The sequence below is a fragment of the Mesorhizobium sp. WSM4935 genome (assembly GCF_029625735.1).
In the GTDB taxonomy this organism is placed as follows: domain Bacteria; phylum Pseudomonadota; class Alphaproteobacteria; order Rhizobiales; family Rhizobiaceae; genus Mesorhizobium.
The window spans coordinates 159056-177169 of sequence record NZ_JARTVR010000013.1 but is presented as its reverse complement, the minus strand read 5'-3'; the positions used below and the strand labels follow the sequence as shown (position 1 = coordinate 177169).

21 protein-coding genes are annotated in these 18114 nt (G+C 64.1%); 8 read left to right on the top strand and 13 right to left on the bottom strand.

Annotated features, from left to right (window positions below; all coding sequences use genetic code 11):
• Positions 1 to 128: 128 nt before the first annotated feature.
• From P9273_RS25135 to P9273_RS25125, 3 genes are all read right to left on the bottom strand, one after another.
• Positions 129 to 704: a YceI family protein gene (locus P9273_RS25135; RefSeq protein WP_278051194.1), complete on the bottom strand. Its 576-nt coding sequence runs from the start codon at positions 702 to 704 to the stop codon at positions 129 to 131.
• A 68-nt stretch (positions 705 to 772) separates the two neighbouring features.
• A complete protein-coding gene (locus P9273_RS25130) occupies positions 773 to 1342 on the bottom strand; it encodes a cytochrome b (protein ID WP_278051193.1) in 570 nt (189 codons plus the stop codon).
• Positions 1343 to 1412: 70 nt separating this feature from the next.
• On the bottom strand, positions 1413 to 2303 hold the full coding sequence (locus tag P9273_RS25125) for a LysR family transcriptional regulator (protein WP_278051192.1): 891 nt from the start codon (positions 2301 to 2303) through the stop codon (positions 1413 to 1415).
• Positions 2304 to 2399: 96 nt separating this feature from the next.
• Here P9273_RS25125 and P9273_RS25120 point away from each other — a divergent pair, with 96 nt between their 5' ends.
• A complete protein-coding gene (locus P9273_RS25120) occupies positions 2400 to 3395 on the top strand; it encodes an aldo/keto reductase (RefSeq protein ID WP_278051191.1) in 996 nt (331 codons plus the stop codon).
• A 59-nt stretch (positions 3396 to 3454) separates the two neighbouring features.
• Here the strand turns inward: P9273_RS25120 and P9273_RS25115 are convergent, their stop codons facing one another.
• The 9 genes from P9273_RS25115 to infC all read right to left on the bottom strand — a co-directional run bounded on the left by P9273_RS25115 (position 3455) and on the right by infC (position 11025).
• Positions 3455 to 3643: a hypothetical protein gene (locus P9273_RS25115; RefSeq protein WP_278051190.1), complete on the bottom strand. Its 189-nt coding sequence runs from the start codon at positions 3641 to 3643 to the stop codon at positions 3455 to 3457.
• Between the two features lie 401 nt (positions 3644 to 4044).
• On the bottom strand, positions 4045 to 4647 hold the full coding sequence (locus P9273_RS25110; RefSeq protein ID WP_278051189.1) for a nucleotidyltransferase family protein: 603 nt from the start codon (positions 4645 to 4647) through the stop codon (positions 4045 to 4047).
• 48 nt (positions 4648 to 4695) lie between these two features.
• Positions 4696 to 7104: a phenylalanine--tRNA ligase subunit beta gene (pheT, locus tag P9273_RS25105; RefSeq protein WP_278051188.1), complete on the bottom strand. Its 2409-nt coding sequence runs from the start codon at positions 7102 to 7104 to the stop codon at positions 4696 to 4698.
• Positions 7101 to 7538: a GFA family protein gene (locus tag P9273_RS25100; RefSeq protein WP_278051187.1), complete on the bottom strand. Its 438-nt coding sequence runs from the start codon at positions 7536 to 7538 to the stop codon at positions 7101 to 7103. Before P9273_RS25100 ends, pheT begins: the two co-directional genes overlap by 4 nt.
• Positions 7535 to 8587 carry a phenylalanine--tRNA ligase subunit alpha gene (gene pheS, locus P9273_RS25095; protein WP_278051186.1) on the bottom strand — a complete coding sequence of 351 codons (1053 nt, stop codon included), beginning with the start codon at positions 8585 to 8587 and terminating at the stop codon, positions 7535 to 7537. Before pheS ends, P9273_RS25100 begins: the two co-directional genes overlap by 4 nt.
• A gap of 204 nt (positions 8588 to 8791) precedes the next feature.
• The gene (gene rplT, locus P9273_RS25090) at positions 8792 to 9193 is read right to left on the bottom strand and encodes a 50S ribosomal protein L20 (protein WP_041000056.1); all 402 of its coding nucleotides are present in this window, start codon (positions 9191 to 9193) and stop codon (positions 8792 to 8794) included.
• Between the two features lie 37 nt (positions 9194 to 9230).
• A complete protein-coding gene (gene rpmI, locus P9273_RS25085) occupies positions 9231 to 9434 on the bottom strand; it encodes a 50S ribosomal protein L35 (RefSeq protein WP_027166935.1) in 204 nt (67 codons plus the stop codon).
• 242 nt (positions 9435 to 9676) lie between these two features.
• Positions 9677 to 10324 (bottom strand): methyltransferase family protein, encoded by a 648-nt coding sequence (locus P9273_RS25080; RefSeq protein WP_278051185.1) that lies wholly within the window; start codon positions 10322 to 10324, stop codon positions 9677 to 9679.
• A 164-nt stretch (positions 10325 to 10488) separates the two neighbouring features.
• Complete coding sequence (gene infC, locus P9273_RS25075) at positions 10489 to 11025, bottom strand: translation initiation factor IF-3 (RefSeq protein WP_041009911.1); 537 nt, start codon at positions 11023 to 11025, stop codon at positions 10489 to 10491.
• A 210-nt stretch (positions 11026 to 11235) separates the two neighbouring features.
• Here infC and P9273_RS25070 point away from each other — a divergent pair, with 210 nt between their 5' ends.
• The 4 genes from P9273_RS25070 (at position 11236) to P9273_RS25055 (ending at position 14627) form a co-directional block, all read left to right on the top strand.
• On the top strand, positions 11236 to 12006 hold the full coding sequence (locus P9273_RS25070; RefSeq protein ID WP_278051184.1) for an alpha/beta hydrolase: 771 nt from the start codon (positions 11236 to 11238) through the stop codon (positions 12004 to 12006).
• Positions 12007 to 12009: 3 nt separating this feature from the next.
• Positions 12010 to 13152, top strand: coding sequence for a benzoate/H(+) symporter BenE family transporter (locus P9273_RS25065; RefSeq protein ID WP_278051183.1), 1143 nt, complete (start codon positions 12010 to 12012; stop codon positions 13150 to 13152).
• Positions 13153 to 13267: 115 nt separating this feature from the next.
• Positions 13268 to 13750, top strand: a complete 483-nt coding sequence (locus P9273_RS25060; protein ID WP_278051182.1) for a DUF2852 domain-containing protein — start codon at positions 13268 to 13270, stop codon at positions 13748 to 13750.
• A 118-nt stretch (positions 13751 to 13868) separates the two neighbouring features.
• A complete protein-coding gene (locus P9273_RS25055; protein ID WP_278051181.1) occupies positions 13869 to 14627 on the top strand; it encodes a M48 family metallopeptidase in 759 nt (252 codons plus the stop codon).
• Between the two features lie 297 nt (positions 14628 to 14924).
• On the opposite strand, the gene P9273_RS25050 is transcribed toward P9273_RS25055, so the two are convergent.
• Positions 14925 to 15143: a hypothetical protein gene (locus P9273_RS25050; protein ID WP_041000051.1), complete on the bottom strand. Its 219-nt coding sequence runs from the start codon at positions 15141 to 15143 to the stop codon at positions 14925 to 14927.
• Positions 15144 to 15252: 109 nt separating this feature from the next.
• Between P9273_RS25050 and P9273_RS25045 the strand changes: the two genes are divergently transcribed.
• The 3 genes from P9273_RS25045 (at position 15253) to trpA (ending at position 18063) form a co-directional block, all read left to right on the top strand.
• Positions 15253 to 15912: a phosphoribosylanthranilate isomerase gene (locus P9273_RS25045; protein ID WP_278051200.1), complete on the top strand. Its 660-nt coding sequence runs from the start codon at positions 15253 to 15255 to the stop codon at positions 15910 to 15912.
• Positions 15913 to 16000: 88 nt separating this feature from the next.
• Entirely contained in the window at positions 16001 to 17221 is a 1221-nt protein-coding gene (trpB, locus tag P9273_RS25040; protein ID WP_278051180.1) for a tryptophan synthase subunit beta, read from the top strand.
• A gap of 2 nt (positions 17222 to 17223) precedes the next feature.
• Positions 17224 to 18063, top strand: a complete 840-nt coding sequence (gene trpA / locus P9273_RS25035; RefSeq protein WP_278051179.1) for a tryptophan synthase subunit alpha — start codon at positions 17224 to 17226, stop codon at positions 18061 to 18063.
• Positions 18064 to 18114 lie beyond the last annotated feature (51 nt).

Genomic DNA, 18114 nt, shown 5'->3' with positions numbered 1-18114 from the left:
GCTGGAAATGGCAGTCTCTCCCTCGCTCGACTGCCTGCCCAAAGAATCCTTTCTCAGGCTAACTTCAAGTCCCAAAAGCCATATGCGATTCCCCTGCGCTTTGCCGGGGGCGAGGAAAGGCGCTGCGCTCAGCCCCTTCTCCCCGTCAGCGTCATGTCGAAATCGACGACGTTGGAATAGAGCGGCGTGCCGACATCCATGCCGTAGCGCGACCTGAGCACCTTGCCGGTGACGTGGAACTTGATGGTCCCGCCCGTCAGCCCGCCGAGCTCGGCCTCGAATTTCTCCGGAAACGTCTTGCCGCGCGCCGTCAGCCGTCCGGTCACCACGGCCGTCGTGTCGCCGGTGCGCGTCACGTTGGTGGAGCGGAACTGGATTTCCGGATTGTTGGCCGCGTCGAACACCGCGTCGGAGCGCAGGAAGGCGTCGATGCGGCCCTGCCCGGTGCCGACGCTTTCGGGATAGATGGTGAGGTCGACCTTCGAGCGGCCGACATCGCCACTGTCGATACGGATCGTGCCCTTGAAGCGGCCGAAGGCGCCATCGAAGCCGCCGCCGCCGGCCTTGCCGATGGTGAAGCGGATCGAGGAGCCCGACGGGCTGATCGTGTAGCTGCCGGCGGCGTCGCTGAGCGCCACCGCGGCAACGGCAGGCACGGCAAGGCAAGCGGCAAAAGCCGCCAATCCGAGGATGCGCGTGTTCATGGGTTTTTTCCTTCCGCAGATACGCCTTTTTCTGCGTTCTCGCGCCACCAACGAATGATGGCGCGGTTCTATTCCCTGCCTGACGAAGGCGTGATCATGCGCGTCAGCACCGTGTCGCGCAGCAGGAAATGATGGCGCAGCGCCGCCGCGATGTGCAGCGCCACCAGCGCGATGCCGGCATAGGCGAGATACCAATGCGCGGAAGTCCAGAACCCTTCCGCGGCGTCGGATTCGGTTAGCGGCAGATCGGGCATCACGAAGAGGTTGAACGGCATGGTCGGGATTTCCAGCGTCGACACCGAGATCAGCGCCCACCCGGATAGGGGCAGTACGATCTGGAAGGCATAGAGCGCGAAATGCGCCAGCGGCGCGGACTTGCGCTCCAGCGTGCCGACCGAAGGCGGCAGCGCCGGCGTCGCATTGCCGAGCCGCCAGGCGATGCGCAGGATGACCAGGCCGAGCAGCAGGAAGCCGAAGGATTTGTGCAACTGGATCAGCTCGAAGGACGCCCGCTGGCTTGTCGTGCGCATCATGACGACGCCGAGCGCGAACTGGCCGATGAAGACGATGCCAATCAGCCAGTGGAGGAGGATCATCGCCCAGCCGTAGCGGGTGGGGGTGTTGGTGAGGGATTGCATGGGAGGCGAACGAAGCCGGCGCCGGCTTTCTTCCGGGAGCATTACCCTCCTCAAAGGGGGAGGGTGGGGCTCACCCACTCACCTTGAAGAAATCCACGAACGCCCGGAGCGCGGGCCGCATCTGGCGGCGGCTCGGATAATAGACGAAGAAGCCGTCGAAGGACGGGCACCAGTCCTCCAGCACCCGGATCAGCGTGCCGTCGGCGAGCGGCGCCCGCACATAGGGTTCGAAGACGAAAGCGAGACCGGCGCCGTCGACCGCCGCCTGGGCGATTAGATGATCCTCGTCCAGGATCAGCGGTCCTTGCGCCGCGATCTCGATTTCCTCGCCGTCCTTCTCGAACTCCCAGCGATAGAGAATGCCGCTGGAGAAGCGGAAGCGGATGCAGCGGTGGTCGGCGAGGTCGCGCGGATGGCGCGGTTTGGGCATGGAAGCGAAATAGGATGGCGCGCCGACCACCGCGCCGCGGATATCTGGCCCGATCCGCACCGCGATCATGTCGCGCTGCAGGCTCTCGCCGAGCCGCACGCCGGCGTCGAAGCCGCCTTCGACCACATCGGTGAAGCGGTCCTCGATGACGATCTCCAGCACGATATCGGGATAGGCGGCGGCAAAGGCGCCGAGCCGCGGCGTCAGCACCAGATGCGCGGCGGTGCGCGGCACGCTGAGCCGTAAATTGCCGGCTGGCCGGTCGCGCGCCTCGACTGCCGTTTCCAGCGCGAGATCGATCTCCGACAGCGCCGGCCGCAGCCGTTCGAGCAACTGCGCGCCTTCCTCGGTCGGCGCTACGCTGCGCGTGCTGCGCGCGAGCAGCCGCACGCCGAGCCGTGCTTCCAGGCTCGACACCGCATGGCTCACCGCCGAAGGCGCGATGCCGAGCTCGCGCGCGGCGCCGCGGAAGCTGGCGCATTGGGCAACAGTGGCGAGCACGGCGAGCTGCGAAAGGTTCGTCCGATTCATTGTTCTGTATTATAGAGCAAGCCGTACAAAAGAGAACTGATTATCGAACAGGATGTCGAGCGCTATCTCATGCCCATCGCAACAAGGAGACGCGTGATGAAAACCCGCAAACTTGGAACTGAACTCGAAGTCTTCCCCGTCGGCCTCGGCTGCATGGGCATGAGCTTCGGCTATGGCGGCCAGCCGGAGGCGGAAGCCATCGCCACGCTGCGCCGCGCCGTCGAGATAGGCGTGACCTTCTTCGACACGGCCGAAGTCTACGGTCCCTTCGAGAACGAGATCCTGCTCGGCAAGGCGCTGAAGCCGGTGCGTGACGAGGTGACGATCGCCACCAAATTCGGCTTCAAGATTTCCGAGCACGGCTCGGGCACCGACCGCATGGTCGGCGTCGACAGCCGCCCCGAGCACGTCAAGGCGGTGGCGGAAGCCTCGCTGAAGCGGCTCGATACCGACGTGATCGACCTCTATTACCAGCACCGCGTCGACCCCAACGTGCCGATCGAGGACACGGTCGGCGCCATGGCCGAACTGGTGCGCGAAGGCAAGGTGCGGGCGCTCGGCCTGTCCGAAGTGAGCGGCGCGACGCTCCGCCGGGCGCATGCCGTGCATCCGATCGCCGCGGTGCAGAGCGAATATTCGCTGTGGAGCCGCGATCCCGAGGATGAAGTCTTCTCCGTTTGCCGCGAGCTCGGCATCGGTTTTGTCCCCTACAGCCCGCTCGGCCGCGGCCTGCTCACCGGCACGATCGCCAAGCCGGACGCGCTCGGCGCCGGCGATTGGCGCCTGACCCTGCCGCGCTTCCAGGCCGAGGCGATGGCAGCCAACAACGCGGTCATCGCGGTGCTGGAGAAAATGGCGGCCGAGAAGGGCGTGACGCCGGCGCAACTGGCGCTCGCCTGGGTGCTGCACCAGGGCGATTTCATCGTGCCGATCCCGGGGGCAAGGAAGATAAGGCACCTGGAGCAGAACACGGCGGCGGCACAGATTGAGTTGAGCGCGGCAGAAGCGGCGGCGATCGGTGACGCGCTGTCGCCCGACAAGGTGGTCGGCAAGCGCTATACGGAGGAGCTTTTGGCGCTGGTGAATGGGTGACGCTAGGCATTCGGATATAGCAAGGGGCTGGATCGTACGATCCAGCCCCTTGCTCATGGTTACGCGTACTGAATGAGAACCCAGACCACTGCCTTTCCCTTGTACGGGGGGAAAGTATTGCCCTTTGCAAAGGGTCCAGTCGTGGAGTCGCGAGGATCATCCACTTTCCAAACGCCGCTTTCCGGGCAGGTTTCACCAGTGCGCTTTTTGGTGCCAAGAGGCACCTTGGTTAAGCCATAAAGGCTCATCGCTTTGTCCTTCCGTTGTGGACAACAAAGCCGAGGGTTGACGCGGCGAATCAGCCGTGATTCAGTGATCACGTCTTCAAACGAGACCGGCCCAGCGCCCTCGGCGGGTTATTGCTGGGTCTGACTAGAGGTCGGCCGCAGAGGGCAATCTGTGGTCGACCGATTCCTTTAGTCAGCACTCAAACAGAAACATGATTCCCTCTTTTGAGTCCATCTGGGCATCACGATATTTTGTAGGACGCTGACAAGGACCCACACTATCTTGTGAACTTCGGCGCTCTCTGCTTGCAATTTAAGCGAATCGTGTCCGCGGCGAAGCTGCTAATCACCCGCTTGCGGGCCCTTGGCGGGAGATGCCCGGCAGGGCAGAGGGGGTGCTGTCCCGCCAATCTTTCTAATGTTTACCACGGCACAACCTCAATCTCCGGCCAGTACTCCCTGGCACGCTTCCCCTTCGCCTCATGCGTCCGCTGATTGTCCAGCGCCCGGTTCGGCGTGATCCGAAACGAAAAAACGTCATCCAGCCCGAACGGCGCCACCAGCTCCAGCCCGCCGCTCTCGGCGTACCGCACCCCGAGCGCATGCGTCTTCGACGCAAAATAGCTCACCGACTCGCTCGAACTCGCGTATCGCGGGCATTCCTGTCCGAATTTTTCCGGATACCACAGGTGCACACGCGCCTGGTTGCGCACCTCGACCGGCAGCGGCAGCCCGTCAAAATGCGCCGCTGCCCGGCGGATCACCGCATCCTCCGCTTCATAGGAGAGGTCGGCATCGTCGAAATAGAACAGGTCGACATCCTTGATGCCGTAGCCCGGCGGCTTGCCGGTCAGATGGTTCCAGACGCTGTTATAGAGCGCACCGGACACCACCAGCCAATCCGGCAGAGCGAGCTGGCGCACGCGCGCCAGCGTGTCGGCCAACAGCGGGTCAGCCGCGACGATGGCGAGGAAGGCCGCGCGTTGCTCTTCGAAAGGAAGGCCGGAGTAGCGGAGATGGTGCATCGCCCTTTGGAAGGCGATTCGCCCTGTTCCGGCAATCCCAAGAAAGCGTTACGCCCTCAGTACGCCGCCCGTCTGCTTGTTGACGTTCTCGACGATGCGTTTTGCGAGCGCCTCGAAATCCTCGTCGGTCAACGTCTTTTCGACCGGCTGGATCGAGACCTCGATGGCGATCGACTTCTTGGCGGCACCGAGCGAAGCGCCTTCGAAAACGTCGAACACCGAAACGCCGGTGACCAGCTTCTTGTCGGCGGCCAAAGCTGCCCGCACCAGCGTGCCGGCTTCCACCGTCCTGTCGACGACGAAAGCAAAATCGCGCTTCACCGCCTGGAAGGGCGAGAGCTCGAGCTTCGGCTTGGTCCGCGTCGGCTTGGCCTTCGGCTCCGGCACGGCGTCGACGAACACCTCAAAGCCGCAGAGCGGACCGGAGGCGTCGAGCGTTTCCAGCGTCTTCGGGTGGAATTCGCCGAACGTGCCGAGCACGGTTTTCGGGCCGAGCTTGATCGTACCGGAGCGCCCGGGGTGATACCAGGCCGGGCCGCCGGGCTCGATCTGCAGCCGGTCGACCGGCGCCCCGCAGGCTTCGAGCGCCGCAATCGCGTCCGCCTTGGCGTCGAACACGCCGACCGGCCCGGCATTGCCGGCCCAACTGCGGCCCGAGCCGTCGAGCTTGGCGGTGCCGCGCCTAACACCAGCGGCGACGCGCCGCTGCTGATCGGCCATGTCGCCCTCATACGTGCCGGAGACTTCGAACAGCGCCACATCGCCGATGCCGCGGTCGGCATTGCGCTGCGCGGCCGCGATCAGCCCGGGCAGCAACGAGGGCCGCATGTCGGACATGTCGGCGGCGATCGGGTTGGCGAGTTTCAGGCCGTTCTGGCCGCCACCGAACAGCTCGGCATGTTTGGCCGGGATGAACGACCAGGTCACGGCCTCCATCATGCCGCGCACGGCGAGCGCGCGCTTGGCCGAACGGGTGCGCACCTGCAGCGTGGTCAGGATCTTGCCGTTGACGGCGTCATGCGAGGTCAGCGGCTGGGGCGCGATGTTGTCGACGCCATGGATGCGCATCACCTCCTCGACCAGATCGGCCTTGCCGTCGACATCCGGTCGCCAAGAGGGCACCTTCACCTTGACGACGTCGCCCGAACCCTGCGACTCGAAGCCGAGCCGGGTCAGGATGTCCAGCGCCTCGGCCCTGGGCACTTCGATGCCGGTCAGCCGCTTCACTTCCGACAGCGGGAAGGTGACGACCTTCGGCTTGTGGCCGGCATAACCGGCAACCTCGATTTCAGAAGGCGTGCCGCCGCAGAATTCGAGCACCAGCTTGGTCGCGAGCTCTATGCCCGGCACCATGAATTCCGGGTCGACGCCGCGCTCGAAGCGATAGCGCGCGTCGCTGATGATGCCGAGCGCGCGGCCGGTGCGGGCCGTGGTGATCGGGTCCCAGAGCGCCGATTCGATCAGCACGTCGGTGGTGTTCTCGTCGCAGCCCGAATGCTCGCCGCCCATGATGCCGGCGATCGATTCGACGCCATTGTCGTCGGCGATCACGCACATTTCCGGCGTCAGGGTGTATTCGCGCCCGTCGAGCGCCAGCACCGTCTCGCCTTCCTTGGCGCGGCGAACCACAAGGTTGCCGGCGACTTTCTTCGCGTCGAAGACATGGAGCGGCCGGCCGCGGTCGAAGGTGACGTAGTTGGTGATGTCGACCAGCGCGCTGATCGGCCGAAGCCCGATGGCGATCAGCCGCTGCTGCAGCCATTTCGGTGACGGTCCATTCTTGACACCCTTCACCAATGTCAGCGCGAAGCCTGGGCAGAGCTCCGGCGCCTTGATCGTGACTTTGACCGGGCACAGGCCGTCGCCGGCATGCGGCATGATCCCGCCGCCGGTGAGGCGGCCAAGCCCGCTCGCCGCGAGATCGCGCGCGATGCCGTAGACGCTGGTCGCGTCCGGCCGGTTCGGCGTCAAATTGATCTCGATGACCGGATCGTCGAGATGCGCGTAGGCCGCGAAGCTGGTGCCGACCGGCGCGTCCTCGGGCAAATCGATGATGCCGTTATGCTCGTCGGAGATTTCCAACTCGCGCTCGGAGCACATCATGCCGTGGCTTTCGACGCCGCGAATCTTGCCGACCGAAAGCGTCACGTCGATGCCGGGAATGTAGGTGCCGGGCGCCGCAAAAGCGCCGATCAGGCCCGCGCGGGCGTTGGGCGCCCCGCACACCACCTGGACCGGCGGCTTGCCGTCGCCGGTGTCGACGGTGAGCACCCGCAGCCGGTCGGCGTCGGGATGCTGCACCGCCGTCAGCACCTTGGCGATGACGAAGGGCTTCAGGCCGGACTTGTCGTCGACATGCTCGACTTCGAGGCCGATCGCGGTCAGCCGCTCGACGATCTCGGCAAGCGAGGCGTCGGTCTCGAGATGGTCCTTGAGCCAGGAGAGGGTGAATTTCATGACTGTGTTCCGTCGGGTCTTTGTTCTTCGGGCCGGGCTACGCTGGTCTTCAGATGTCTGGGCAGATCGTCCGGCATGTGCAGGAAGGGCAGTTGCTCTCGCACATAGGCATGCAGCGTCGGCTTGAAATAAGCCGGCATGTCCATGGCGCTGAGCATGAAATAGATCCGGTTGTCGAGCCGCCGGTCGGTATAGGCGATCGGCGAGCCGCAGATGCCGCAGAAGGACCGCTCCACCGGGCCGTTGCGGTAGCTTTTCAGCGATTTGCCGTTGAGCGCGACCTGGTCGGCCATGAAGCCGACAAAGGCCGACACCGGCGCGCCGCTGGCGCGCCGGCAATCGCCGCAATGGCAATAGCTGATGTGATGCGGTTCGGCTGACGCCTCGAACCGCACCGCGCCGCAACGGCAGCCGCCGGTGTGAGGTGCCGTCATGCAGACAGCCCCCCGAACAGCGTCGGCAGGTCGAGCGGCCGGAAGCCGTAATGCGACAGCCAGCGCACGTCGGCGTCGAAGAAGGCGCGCAGGTCCGGCATGCCGTATTTCAGCATCGCAATGCGGTCGATGCCCATCCCCCAGGCAAAGCCTTGATATTCGTCGGGATCGAGCCCGCCGGCGCGCAGCACGTTCGGATGCACCATGCCGCAGCCAAGGATCTCCATCCAGTCGGAGCCTTCGCCGAAGCGCACTTCGCCCGGACGCGAGCGGTCGCACTGGATGTCGACCTCGAGGCTGGGCTCCGTGAATGGGAAGAAGGACGGCCGGAAGCGCATCTTGACCGACGGCACCTCGAAGAAGGCCTTGCAGAACTCCTCCAATACCCACTTCATGTTGGCGACATTGGCTGACTTGTCGACCACCAGCCCCTCGACCTGATGGAACATCGGGGAGTGCGTGGCGTCGGAATCCTGCCGGTAGGTCTTGCCGGGGATGACGATGCGGATCGGCGGCTTCTGCCGCTCCATGGTGCGGATCTGCACGGGCGAGGTGTGCGTGCGCAACAGCTTGCGCTCGCCCTTCTCATCCGGCTGGAAGAAGAAGGTGTCATGCATCTCGCGCGCCGGATGTCCCTCCGGGAAGTTCAGCGCCGTGAAATTGTAATAGTCGGTCTCGATGTCCGGCCCTTCGGCGATCGAGAAGCCAAGATCGCCGAAGATCGCCGCGATCTCGTCGATCACCTGGCTGATCGGGTGGATGCGGCCGCGCTCGGCCGGCGACTGGCGAACGGGGAGCGTGACATCGACTTTCTCGGCGGCGAGCCGGGCGGCGATCGCAATATCCTTCAGTTCCGCCTTGCGCTGGGTGAGCGCTTCGGTGATGCGGATTTTCAAGCCGTTGATCGCCGGGCCCTTCACCTGCCGCTCCTCGGCGCTCATCGCGCCCAGCGTCTTCAGCATCTCGGAGACCGAGCCCTTCTTGCCCAGCGCCGAGACGCGCACCGCCTCGATCGCCGGTTCGTCGGCCGCGGCCGCGATGTCGGCCATCAGCGAAGCTTCAAGGGTTTCAAGATTTCCAGCGGTGGCGTTCACGGCGAAACTCTCTCGATTGGAGACCGGCATTCAGCTTGCGTCACCGTCTGGTAACGCGGGTGCCAGTTTGGTTACAGCGGGCATAAGAAAAAACCCGCGCTAGCAGCCCTGCCAGCGCGGGTTTCCCATCAGAATTGCGAATGCCTGGGAAGCGCTGGCTTAGGCGACAGCGCTCTCAAAAGCGTTCGGCGTGGTGTTCTTCAGATATTCGAGCGCGACCTTGGCCTTAGCGACCAGGGCGGCGAAAGCCTGCGGCTCGTGGATGGCCATGTCCGAAAGGATCTTGCGGTCGATCTCAATGCCGGCCTTGTTGAGGCCGTCGATGAACCGGCCATAGGTCAGGCCGTGCTCATGCGCCGCTGCGTTGATGCGCTGGATCCAAAGCGCACGGAACGAGCGCTTGCGGTTCTTGCGGTCGCGGTAGGCATACTGCAGCGACTTCTCCACCGCCTGCTTGGCGATGCGGATGGTGTTCTTGCGACGGCCGTAGAAACCCTTGGCGGCTTTCAGGACCTTCTTGTGCTTGGCGTGGGCGGTGACGCCTCTCTTTACGCGTGCCATGTCATGATCTCCTTAAACGTTGTCCAGGCCGAGGCGATTAGAGGCCGTTCGGCAGAAAATTCTTGATGACCTTCTTGCCGTCCGGTTCAGCCAGAACCATCGTGCCGCGGGCATCGCGAATGAACTTGTTGGAACGCTTGATCATGCCGTGGCGCTTGCCGGCGGCAGCCGACAGCACCTTGCCGGTGGCAGTAATCTTGAACCGCTTCTTGGCGGCCGATTTGGTCTTCATCTTGGGCATTTTGCTACTCCGTATTGGTGGCGCACCATCGCGCTTCTTTTCTCGCTTCGGGCCGACCAAAGCCCGAAAAGCAAATGAAACCGCCACGGCATGCCCTGCCGGGCGGTTTTCGTCTTTTGCTCTGCGTATCGTGCTTTCCGTAAATCGGAGACGATTTCCGGGCCGATACGCGGAACGGCGGTCCTATAGATCAAAGATGGCTTGTGCGCAACACCTCAAGCCGTGCGGCGCTGTGTCCCCGGCTAAGGCAGTGTAAACCACACCGGCAGCATCCCCGACTGCTGCATGCCGTCGATCAGCTCAAAGGCGGGCAGCGCCACCAGGAACACCAGCCCGTCGAGCAGCGTGTTCAAGAGCAGACGCGGTTTGAAGCTGCCGGTATCGCCTTCCTGGTAGAGCGTCAGGTTGGGAAAGAAGCGCGGCACCCTGGCGAGATAGGCCTCGTAAGGCGCGCCGAGCACTTCCTTCAGATAGCGCTCCTCGCGTAGGATGACGATGTGGAAGGCGCCGGCGCAGAGCAGCGAAAACAGGATGATGCCGCTGAAGGAGCCGATCTGCGCGCCGACGCCGGCGGCAGCAACGGTCGAAAAGAGATAGAGCGGGTTGCGGGTGATCGAATAGGGACCGCCGGTGACCACTTCGGCCGATTTGCGCCCGCCTATATACAGCGTCGACCACAGCCGCCCGACGATGCCGAGAAAGATCAAAAGCACGCCGAACATCTCGATCGACTCATGCACGGGCGTGTCCGGCGGAAAGGAAGACTGGCCGAACAGCAGCGCGCAGAACAGCACCACGATCAGCACCGCCAGCACGATCCGGCGCATGTGCTGATAGCCGCCCAACCCTTCGTTCTGGTTGTCGGTCGGGACCTTCACTTCATCGACCATGACCCATCCGATCGTCGCTGGCGATCGGATTGAAAAACAGGCGCCCCGCCGATCGTCGGGACGCCGTGCCCGGCAATTCGGGCGGATTTTAGAGCGGGATGGAAAGAGCCCGGCAACTCTCGAAACCGTGATGGGCGCGACGCTTGGCGGCCGCGTCCTCCCGGTCAGCGCGGCGCCAGAACCATCATCATCTGGCGGCCTTCGAGCTTCGGCTCCGCCTCGACCTTGGCGATCGTCGACACTTCCTCGCGCACCTTGTTCAGAAGCTGCATGCCAAGCTCCATATGCGCCATCTCGCGGCCGCGGAAGCGCAGCGTCAGCTTGACCTTGTCGCCTTCCTCGAAGAAGCGCCGCACGGCCTTCATCTTGGTCTCGTAGTCGTGGCTGTCGATGTTCGGGCGCATCTTGATCTCCTTGATCTCGATGACCTTCTGGTTCTTGCGCGCTTCGGCCGCCTTCTTCTGGTTGGCGTATTTCAGCTTGCCGAGATCGAGGATTTTGACGACGGGGGGCTGCGCGTTGGGCGATATCTCGACGAGATCGAGCCCGGCCTCTTCGGCCAGCAGCAGCGCTTCGTTGATGGAAACTTCGCCACGGTTCTGGCCGTCGGCGTCGATAAGCTGGACCCGGGGCACCCGGATGTCTCGGTTGGAGCGCGGCCCGTCCTTGGTGGGTGCCGCTGCTTTGAAAGGTCTGCGAATGGTCGTGGTCTCCTCGGCCGTTTCGTTCAGGGTTTTAGACAAAAATAGGTGGACGCGCCTATGTGGTGAGCGCGCGGCCGGAGTCAATAGCATAGCCGCGCCGGAAAATCACCTGCTGTCCGGCAATTGTCTGCACCAAGCAAAGAATGCCGCGAGCACTTTTCGTTGAACCCCGGCTTGTGCCAAAAGACCGGCCGAAAGGACAAGCTCATGGCCGCCAGCGCTCCGGTTTTCATCGATGTGGAGGGGTCGAACATCGCCGTCAGGCAGGCGCCCGGCACAGCACCCGGCGTGGTCTGGCTCGGCGGCTACAAGTCCGACATGCTGGGCACGAAGGCCGAGACGCTTGCCGCCTGGGCCGCTCGCGAGGGTCATGCCTATCTGCGCCACGATTATTCCGGCCATGGCGAGTCGGGCGGCGAATTCGCCGACGGCACGATCTCCAGATGGCTAGCCGAGAGCCTTGCCGTCTTTCGCCGGTTCAGCAAGGGCAAGCAGATCCTGGTCGGCTCCTCGATGGGGGCGTGGATCGCGCTGCGCATGGTGCAGGAACTGCGCAAGGCCGGTGAAGACCGCGTCGCCGGACTGGTTCTGCTAGCACCGGCGCCGGATTTCACGGTCGAGCTGATCGAGCCGGTTCTGACCAAGGCACAGAGGCGCGACCTCTCGAAAAAGGGATTTTTCGAGGAGCCGTCCGACTATTCCGGCGAGCCTTATATCTACACGCGCGCGCTGATCGAGGACGGCCGGGCCAACCGGGTGATGACCGGGCCGATCGACACGCATTGCCCGGTGCACATCCTGCAGGGCCTTGCCGATCCGGATGTGCCGTCCGGCCATGCACTGAAGCTGGCCGCGATGCTGCCCGCCGATGACGTGACGCTATCGCTGATCCCGGACGGCGACCATCGTCTGTCCCGCCCGGAGGATCTCAATATGCTCGAACGGGTTGTCGGCGACATGGTCAGGCGGGCCGCCTGACCGATGCGCATCTCCATCCCGATATCCGCCTTCGTCGCGGCGATCGTCGGCTTCGGCGGCACGCTGGCCCTCGTCATCGCCGCCGCCAAGGCGGTCGGCGCCACGCAGATCGAGACCGCCAGCGGCGTCACCGCGATCTGCCTGGCCATGACGATCGAATGCCTGTGGCTGTCCTGGCGCACGAAAATGCCGGTCATCACGGCCTGGTCGACGCCAGGCCTGGCTCTGATCGCGGCCTCCAGCGGTTTCACGATGTCGCAGGCCGTCGGCGCCTTCATCGTCACCGGCGTCCTTCTGGTCGCCACCGGCCTGTTCAAGCCGTTGACCCGGCTGATCGCGAAAATCCCCGCCTCGGTCGCGTCCGGCATGCTGGCCGGCATCCTGGTCAGCTTCGCCGTCAACGCGGTGAAGACCATTCCGGCCGATCCCTGGCTGATCCTGCCGCTGATCGCAGCGTTCTTCGTCATCCGCCTGTTCAATCCGGCTCTGTCGGTGCTTGTGGTGCTGATCGGCGGCGGCCTCGCCGCTTTCCTTACCGGCCGCGTCGGCAGCCTGCCTGTGCCGGAACTGTCGACATTGACATTCATTGCGCCGCAATTCACCGCCTCGGCGACCATTGGCCTCGCCTTGCCGCTCTATCTGGTCACCATGGCTTCGCAGAACCTTTCCGGCCTCGCGGTGCTGCGTGCCGCGGGCTATCATCCGGAGCCCGGTCCGCTGATCGGCGTCACCGGTCTGTTTTCGCTGCTCTCGGCGCCGTTCGGCGCCGCAACCACCAATCTTGCGGCCATCTCGGCGGCAATCTGCAGCGGCCCCGATGTCCATCCGGACCCGGCCGAACGCTGGAAAACCGGGCCGTTCTACGCGCTTGCCTATCTCATCTTCGCGATCTTCGGCGCCTCTCTGGTGGCGATCTTTGCCGTCCTGCCGCAAAGCCTGATCGTGCTGGTCGCCGGACTCGCCTTGACGGCGCCCTTGGCCAACGCCATGTCGATTGCGCTGAAAGACGAGGCCGAACGCATGCCGGCCACCGTCACCTTCGCCGTGACGGCTTCGGGGCTCACGCTTTTCGGCGTCGGCGCGGCATTTTGGGGGCTGGTTGCCGGAATGGCAGTGCTTTTCCTGGAAAAACTCAAAAAGCGATAATCATTTCAGGCGCTTCGCCGGTTTTGGCTGGCCTTGCCTTGAATAGCCGATTTCGCCTTCCCATTTCGATTCCACGCAGCCGGTTAGGCTGTCTCCAACGGAAGGATTGGGAGAAATGAATACGACTGCATTGATCCGTCCGGCCTGGACGCCGGCCACCATCGCGCTGATGGTGATCGGCTTCATGGTGTTCTGGCCGCTCGGCCTCGCCATGCTCGCCTACATCATCTGGGGCGACCGGCTCGAAGGCTTCAAGCGCGACGTCAACCGCGCCACCGACGGCATCTTCGCCGGCTGCCGCCGCGGCTCGGACAAAGCGGCTCGCTGGGGTCACGGCTCGTCTCGCACCGGCAATGTCGCCTTCGACGACTGGCGCGAGAAGGAGCTCGAGCGGCTCGCCGAGGAGCGCCGCAAGCTCGACGAAATGCTCTCGGAGTTCGACGAGTATGCCCGCGAGCTACGCCGCGCCAAGGACCAGGAAGAGTTCGATCGTTTCATGGCCCAGCGCAACAAGCCGACCGCGCCGACCACGACGACCGGGCCCACCGGAGCGACGGGGCCGAATAGCGGCAAGGGCTCGAATCTCCTTGACGACTGAGGCTCAACCATAGGGCCGCCCCCACATGCGGCGTCGCGCAAGCGGCGCCGTTTCTTTTTTGTTCTCCATGTAGCTTTACTCCACTGGCCGTTTCTCTCGAATCGCGTATCGTCCAGCCATGACCCTCGGCTTCTTTCGCAATCTGACCAAGCCAAAGCCCACGCCTGTCGTGGAGCGAGAACATTGCGTAGCCGGCCGCACGCTGCCGCTGAAGATCGTCGAAAGCGCCAGGGCCAGGCGGCTCACGCTGCGCATCGATTCCGGCGGTCAAGGCCTGCGGGTCACCGTGCCGCCCGGCCTGCGCCGGGGCGAGGTGGAGAAATTCCTCGACCGCCATCAGGACTGGCTGGAGCAGCGGCTGGCCAAGGTGCCGACGCGGCCGCAGGTACGCCCCGGCATCAGGATCCCGATCCGCGGCGTGCCGCACCGTATCGTGCATGAGCCTTCGAGGCGCGGCACCGTCACCGTCTCGCGCGACGAGCGCGGTCCGCTTCTGATCGTGCATGGCGAGCGCATCCATCTGCCGCGCCGCATCGCCGATTATCTCAAGCGCGAGACGAAGAAGGAGATCGAGAAGCTGGTGGTGAAGCACACCGAGGCGATCGGCAAGCGCGCCAAGGCGATAAGGTATAAAGATACCTCCAGCCGCTGGGGGTCATGCACCTCGGAGGGCAATCTTTCCTTCTCGTGGCGCATCATGATGGCGCCGCCGGCGGTGATAAACTACCTCGTGGCGCATGAGGTGGCGCATCTGAAAGAGATGAATCACGGCCCGAAATTCTGGAGGCTGTGCGAGAAGCTCTGCCCCGACACCGACCGCTGCAAGGACTGGCTGAAGCGGAATGGTGGGGCGTTGCAGGCGATTGTGTTTGAGTAGGTGAGCGGATGGCTGCAGTGCGAAGAACGCCGCCACTGCTAGCGTACGTAAACGCTGGAGATTAGCTGAGCCATCTCAGCTTCGTCATTCTAGGGCGAAGCAAGGAGCGAAGCGACGCGGCGCAGACCCTAGAATCCATGCCGTGACCATTGACGGTAGGCGCCTCGGAACGGCATTTTATTCTCGATCGCTGCACCTTTCGGCCGGCGTAACGGAATGGATCCTAGGTCTGCGCGCCGCTTCGCGTCGCTCCGCCCTAGGATGACGCCGCGTGGTTGCCTCGCCCTACGAAACCCATCAATCGTCATTCGCCGCGTTCAGCTCCTCCGGCCGCAATCCCTCCTCGCCCTGATGCGGCCAGGGCAAGAAATCCCGGTCGAAGGCATCGCTGCCGAAATAGTCCAGCGCCCGGTGCGCCTCGGCGCCGTTGAAGTCGGACTTTTCCATCAGATGCGCGATCACCTCGCGCGCCTGCGCGATCTTCTGCTTCAGTTCGGCGACGGTTCGGTCGGCCATGAGTGTCTGCTCCCGCCTGTGGCTCCTATATGAAGGTAGCGTTTTCCGAAGAGCCGGCAACAGCATGCTTTTTCTCGACTCTTTTCCCGTTTCGTGCCAATCCCGCGCCATGACGCTCGACATCAAGATCTGCGGACTGAAAACCGACGCCGCAATGGCCGCTGCCCTTGCCGGCGGGGCCAGCCATGTCGGCTTTATTTTCTTCGCCAAGAGCCCGCGCTATGTCGAGCCCGCCGAAGCCGGGCGCCTGCGCGAAGCGGCGCGCGGCAAGGCCAAGGCGGTTGCCGTCACCGTCGATGCCGATGATGCTTTCCTCGACCAGATCGTCGCCAAGATGCAGCCGGACATGCTGCAGCTGCACGGTTCGGAAACGCCCGGGCGCGTGGCGGAACTGAAGGCCCGCTATGGTCTCCCGGTCATGAAGGCGCTGTCGGTCAGCGAGGCGGCGGATCTGGACCGCATGAACTCTTTCGTCGGGGTCGCCGATCGCTTCCTTCTGGATTCCAAGCCGCCGAAGGGATCGCAACTCCCGGGCGGCAACGGCGTCGCCTTCGATTGGCGCGTCCTTGCCGGCCTTGACGCAGGCGTCGATTACATGCTTTCGGGTGGGCTCAACGCCGCCAATATCGGCGATGCCCTGAGACAGGCAAACCCGCCCGGTATAGACATCTCGTCGGGCGTGGAAAGCGCTCCAGGCGTCAAGGATCCGGCGCTGATCGAGCAGTTTTTCCGGGCCGCCAGGGCCGCGCGCGACGACCGCGCCGCCTGAACAGCCTAACCCGAATATGTCCCGGAAAGGTGGAATCCGGCTTTCCGACAAGGACGTGTTCAAAACATAAGATGCCAGGAGATCGGCGATGAACAAGCCGGCAATGCCCAATTCCTTCCGCACCGGGCCCGACGAGCAGGGCATGTTCGGCATTTTCGGCGGTCGCTTCGTCGCCGAGACGCTGATGCCGCTGATCCTCGATCTGGAAGAGCAGTGGAACAAGGCCAAGAACGATCCCGAATTCAAGGCCGAGCTGCAGAACCTCTCCACCCACTATGCCGGGCGGCCGTCGAAGCTCTATTTCGCCGAAGGACTCACCAAACATCTCGGTGGGGCCAAGGTCTATTTCAAGCGCGAGGACCTCAACCACACCGGCTCGCACAAGATCAACAACTGCCTCGGCCAGATCCTGCTGGCCAAGCGCATGGGCAAGAAGCGCATCATCGCCGAGACCGGCGCCGGCCAGCATGGGGTCGCCTCGGCAACTGTGGCTGCGCGCTTCGGCTATCCCTGCGTGGTCTACATGGGCGCCACCGACGTCGCCCGCCAGAGCCCCAACGTGTTCCGCATGCGGCTGCTCGGCGCCGAGGTGCGGCCGGTCACCGCCGGCCACGGCACGTTGAAGGACGCCATGAACGAGGCCCTTCGTGATTGGGTGACCAATGTCGAGGACACCTATTACCTGATCGGCACCGCCGCCGGCCCGCATCCCTATCCCGAGCTGGTGCGCGACTTCCAGTCGGTGATCGGCTCGGAAGCGCGCGCCCAGATCCTGGAGCAAGAAGGCCGGCTGCCGGATGTCATCATCGCGGCCGTCGGCGGCGGCTCCAACGCCATCGGCCTGTTCCATCCCTTCCTCGACGACAAGGATGTGCGCATCATCGGCATCGAGGCCGGCGGGCGCGGCCTCGACGGCGTCGAGCATTGCGCCTCGATGAATGCCGGCAAGCCCGGCGTGCTCCACGGCAACCGCACCTATCTGTTGCAGAACTCGGACGGCCAGATCCTCGACGGCCATTCGATCTCGGCCGGCCTCGATTATCCGGGCGTCGGCCCGGAGCATTCCTGGCTGCGCGATTCGGGCCGCGTCCAGTATGAGCCGATCCTCGACGACGAGGCGCTTGAGGCTTTCCAGCTCACCACCCGCGTCGAAGGCATCATCCCGGCGCTGGAATCCGCGCATGCCATCGCGCATGCGATGAAGATCGTGCCGAAGATGGACAAGGACCAGATCGTCATCGTCAATCTGTCCGGCCGCGGCGACAAGGACGTGCACACGGTGGCCAACATGCTGGGCATGGAGATCTGACAATGACCACGCGCATCGACCGCCGCATGGCCAAGCTCAAGGCCGAAGGCCGCCCGGCTCTCGTCACCTATATCATGGGCGGCGACCCCGATTACGACACCTCGCTGTCGATCATGAAGGGGCTGCCTGCCTCCGGCAGCGACATCATCGAGCTCGGCATGCCCTTCTCCGATCCGATGGCCGACGGGCCGGCGATTCAGGCCGCGGGTCTTCGGGCGCTGAAAGGAGGCCAGACCTTGGCCCGCACGCTGAAGATGGCATCCGAATTCCGCGCCGGCGACGAAGAGACGCCGATCGTGCTGATGGGTTACTACAATCCGATCTACATCTACGGCGTCGACCGTTTCCTCGCCGACGCCAAGGCCAGCGGCATCGACGGCCTGATCGTCGTCGACCTGCCGCCGGAAATGGATGAGGAGCTTTGCATTCCGGCGCTGAAGGCAGGCGTCAATTTCATCCGCCTAGCGACGCCGACCACCGACGACAAGCGCCTGCCCAAGGTTTTGGAAAACACCTCCGGCTTCGTCTATTACGTCTCGATGACCGGCATCACCGGCTCCGCGCTTGCCGACACCGCCAAAGTCTCGGCCGCGGTCACGCGCATCAAGGGTCACACCGCGCTGCCGGTCTGCGTCGGCTTCGGCGTCAAGACCGCCGAGCAGGCGCGCGTCATCGGCGCCTCGGCCGACGGCGTCGTCGTCGGCACGGCGATCGTCAACGCGATCGCCAATGTGCTGGGGCCCAAGGGCGAGAAGACAGCCGACCCGGCCGAAGCCGTCGCCACTTTGGTCAGCGGGCTTGCCCAGGGCGTCCGTACGGCCCGCCTTGCCGCCGCCGAATAGCCTGACTAATTCTTCGCGGCGCAAATTCCAGCCGGAAAACCGCCACAGACT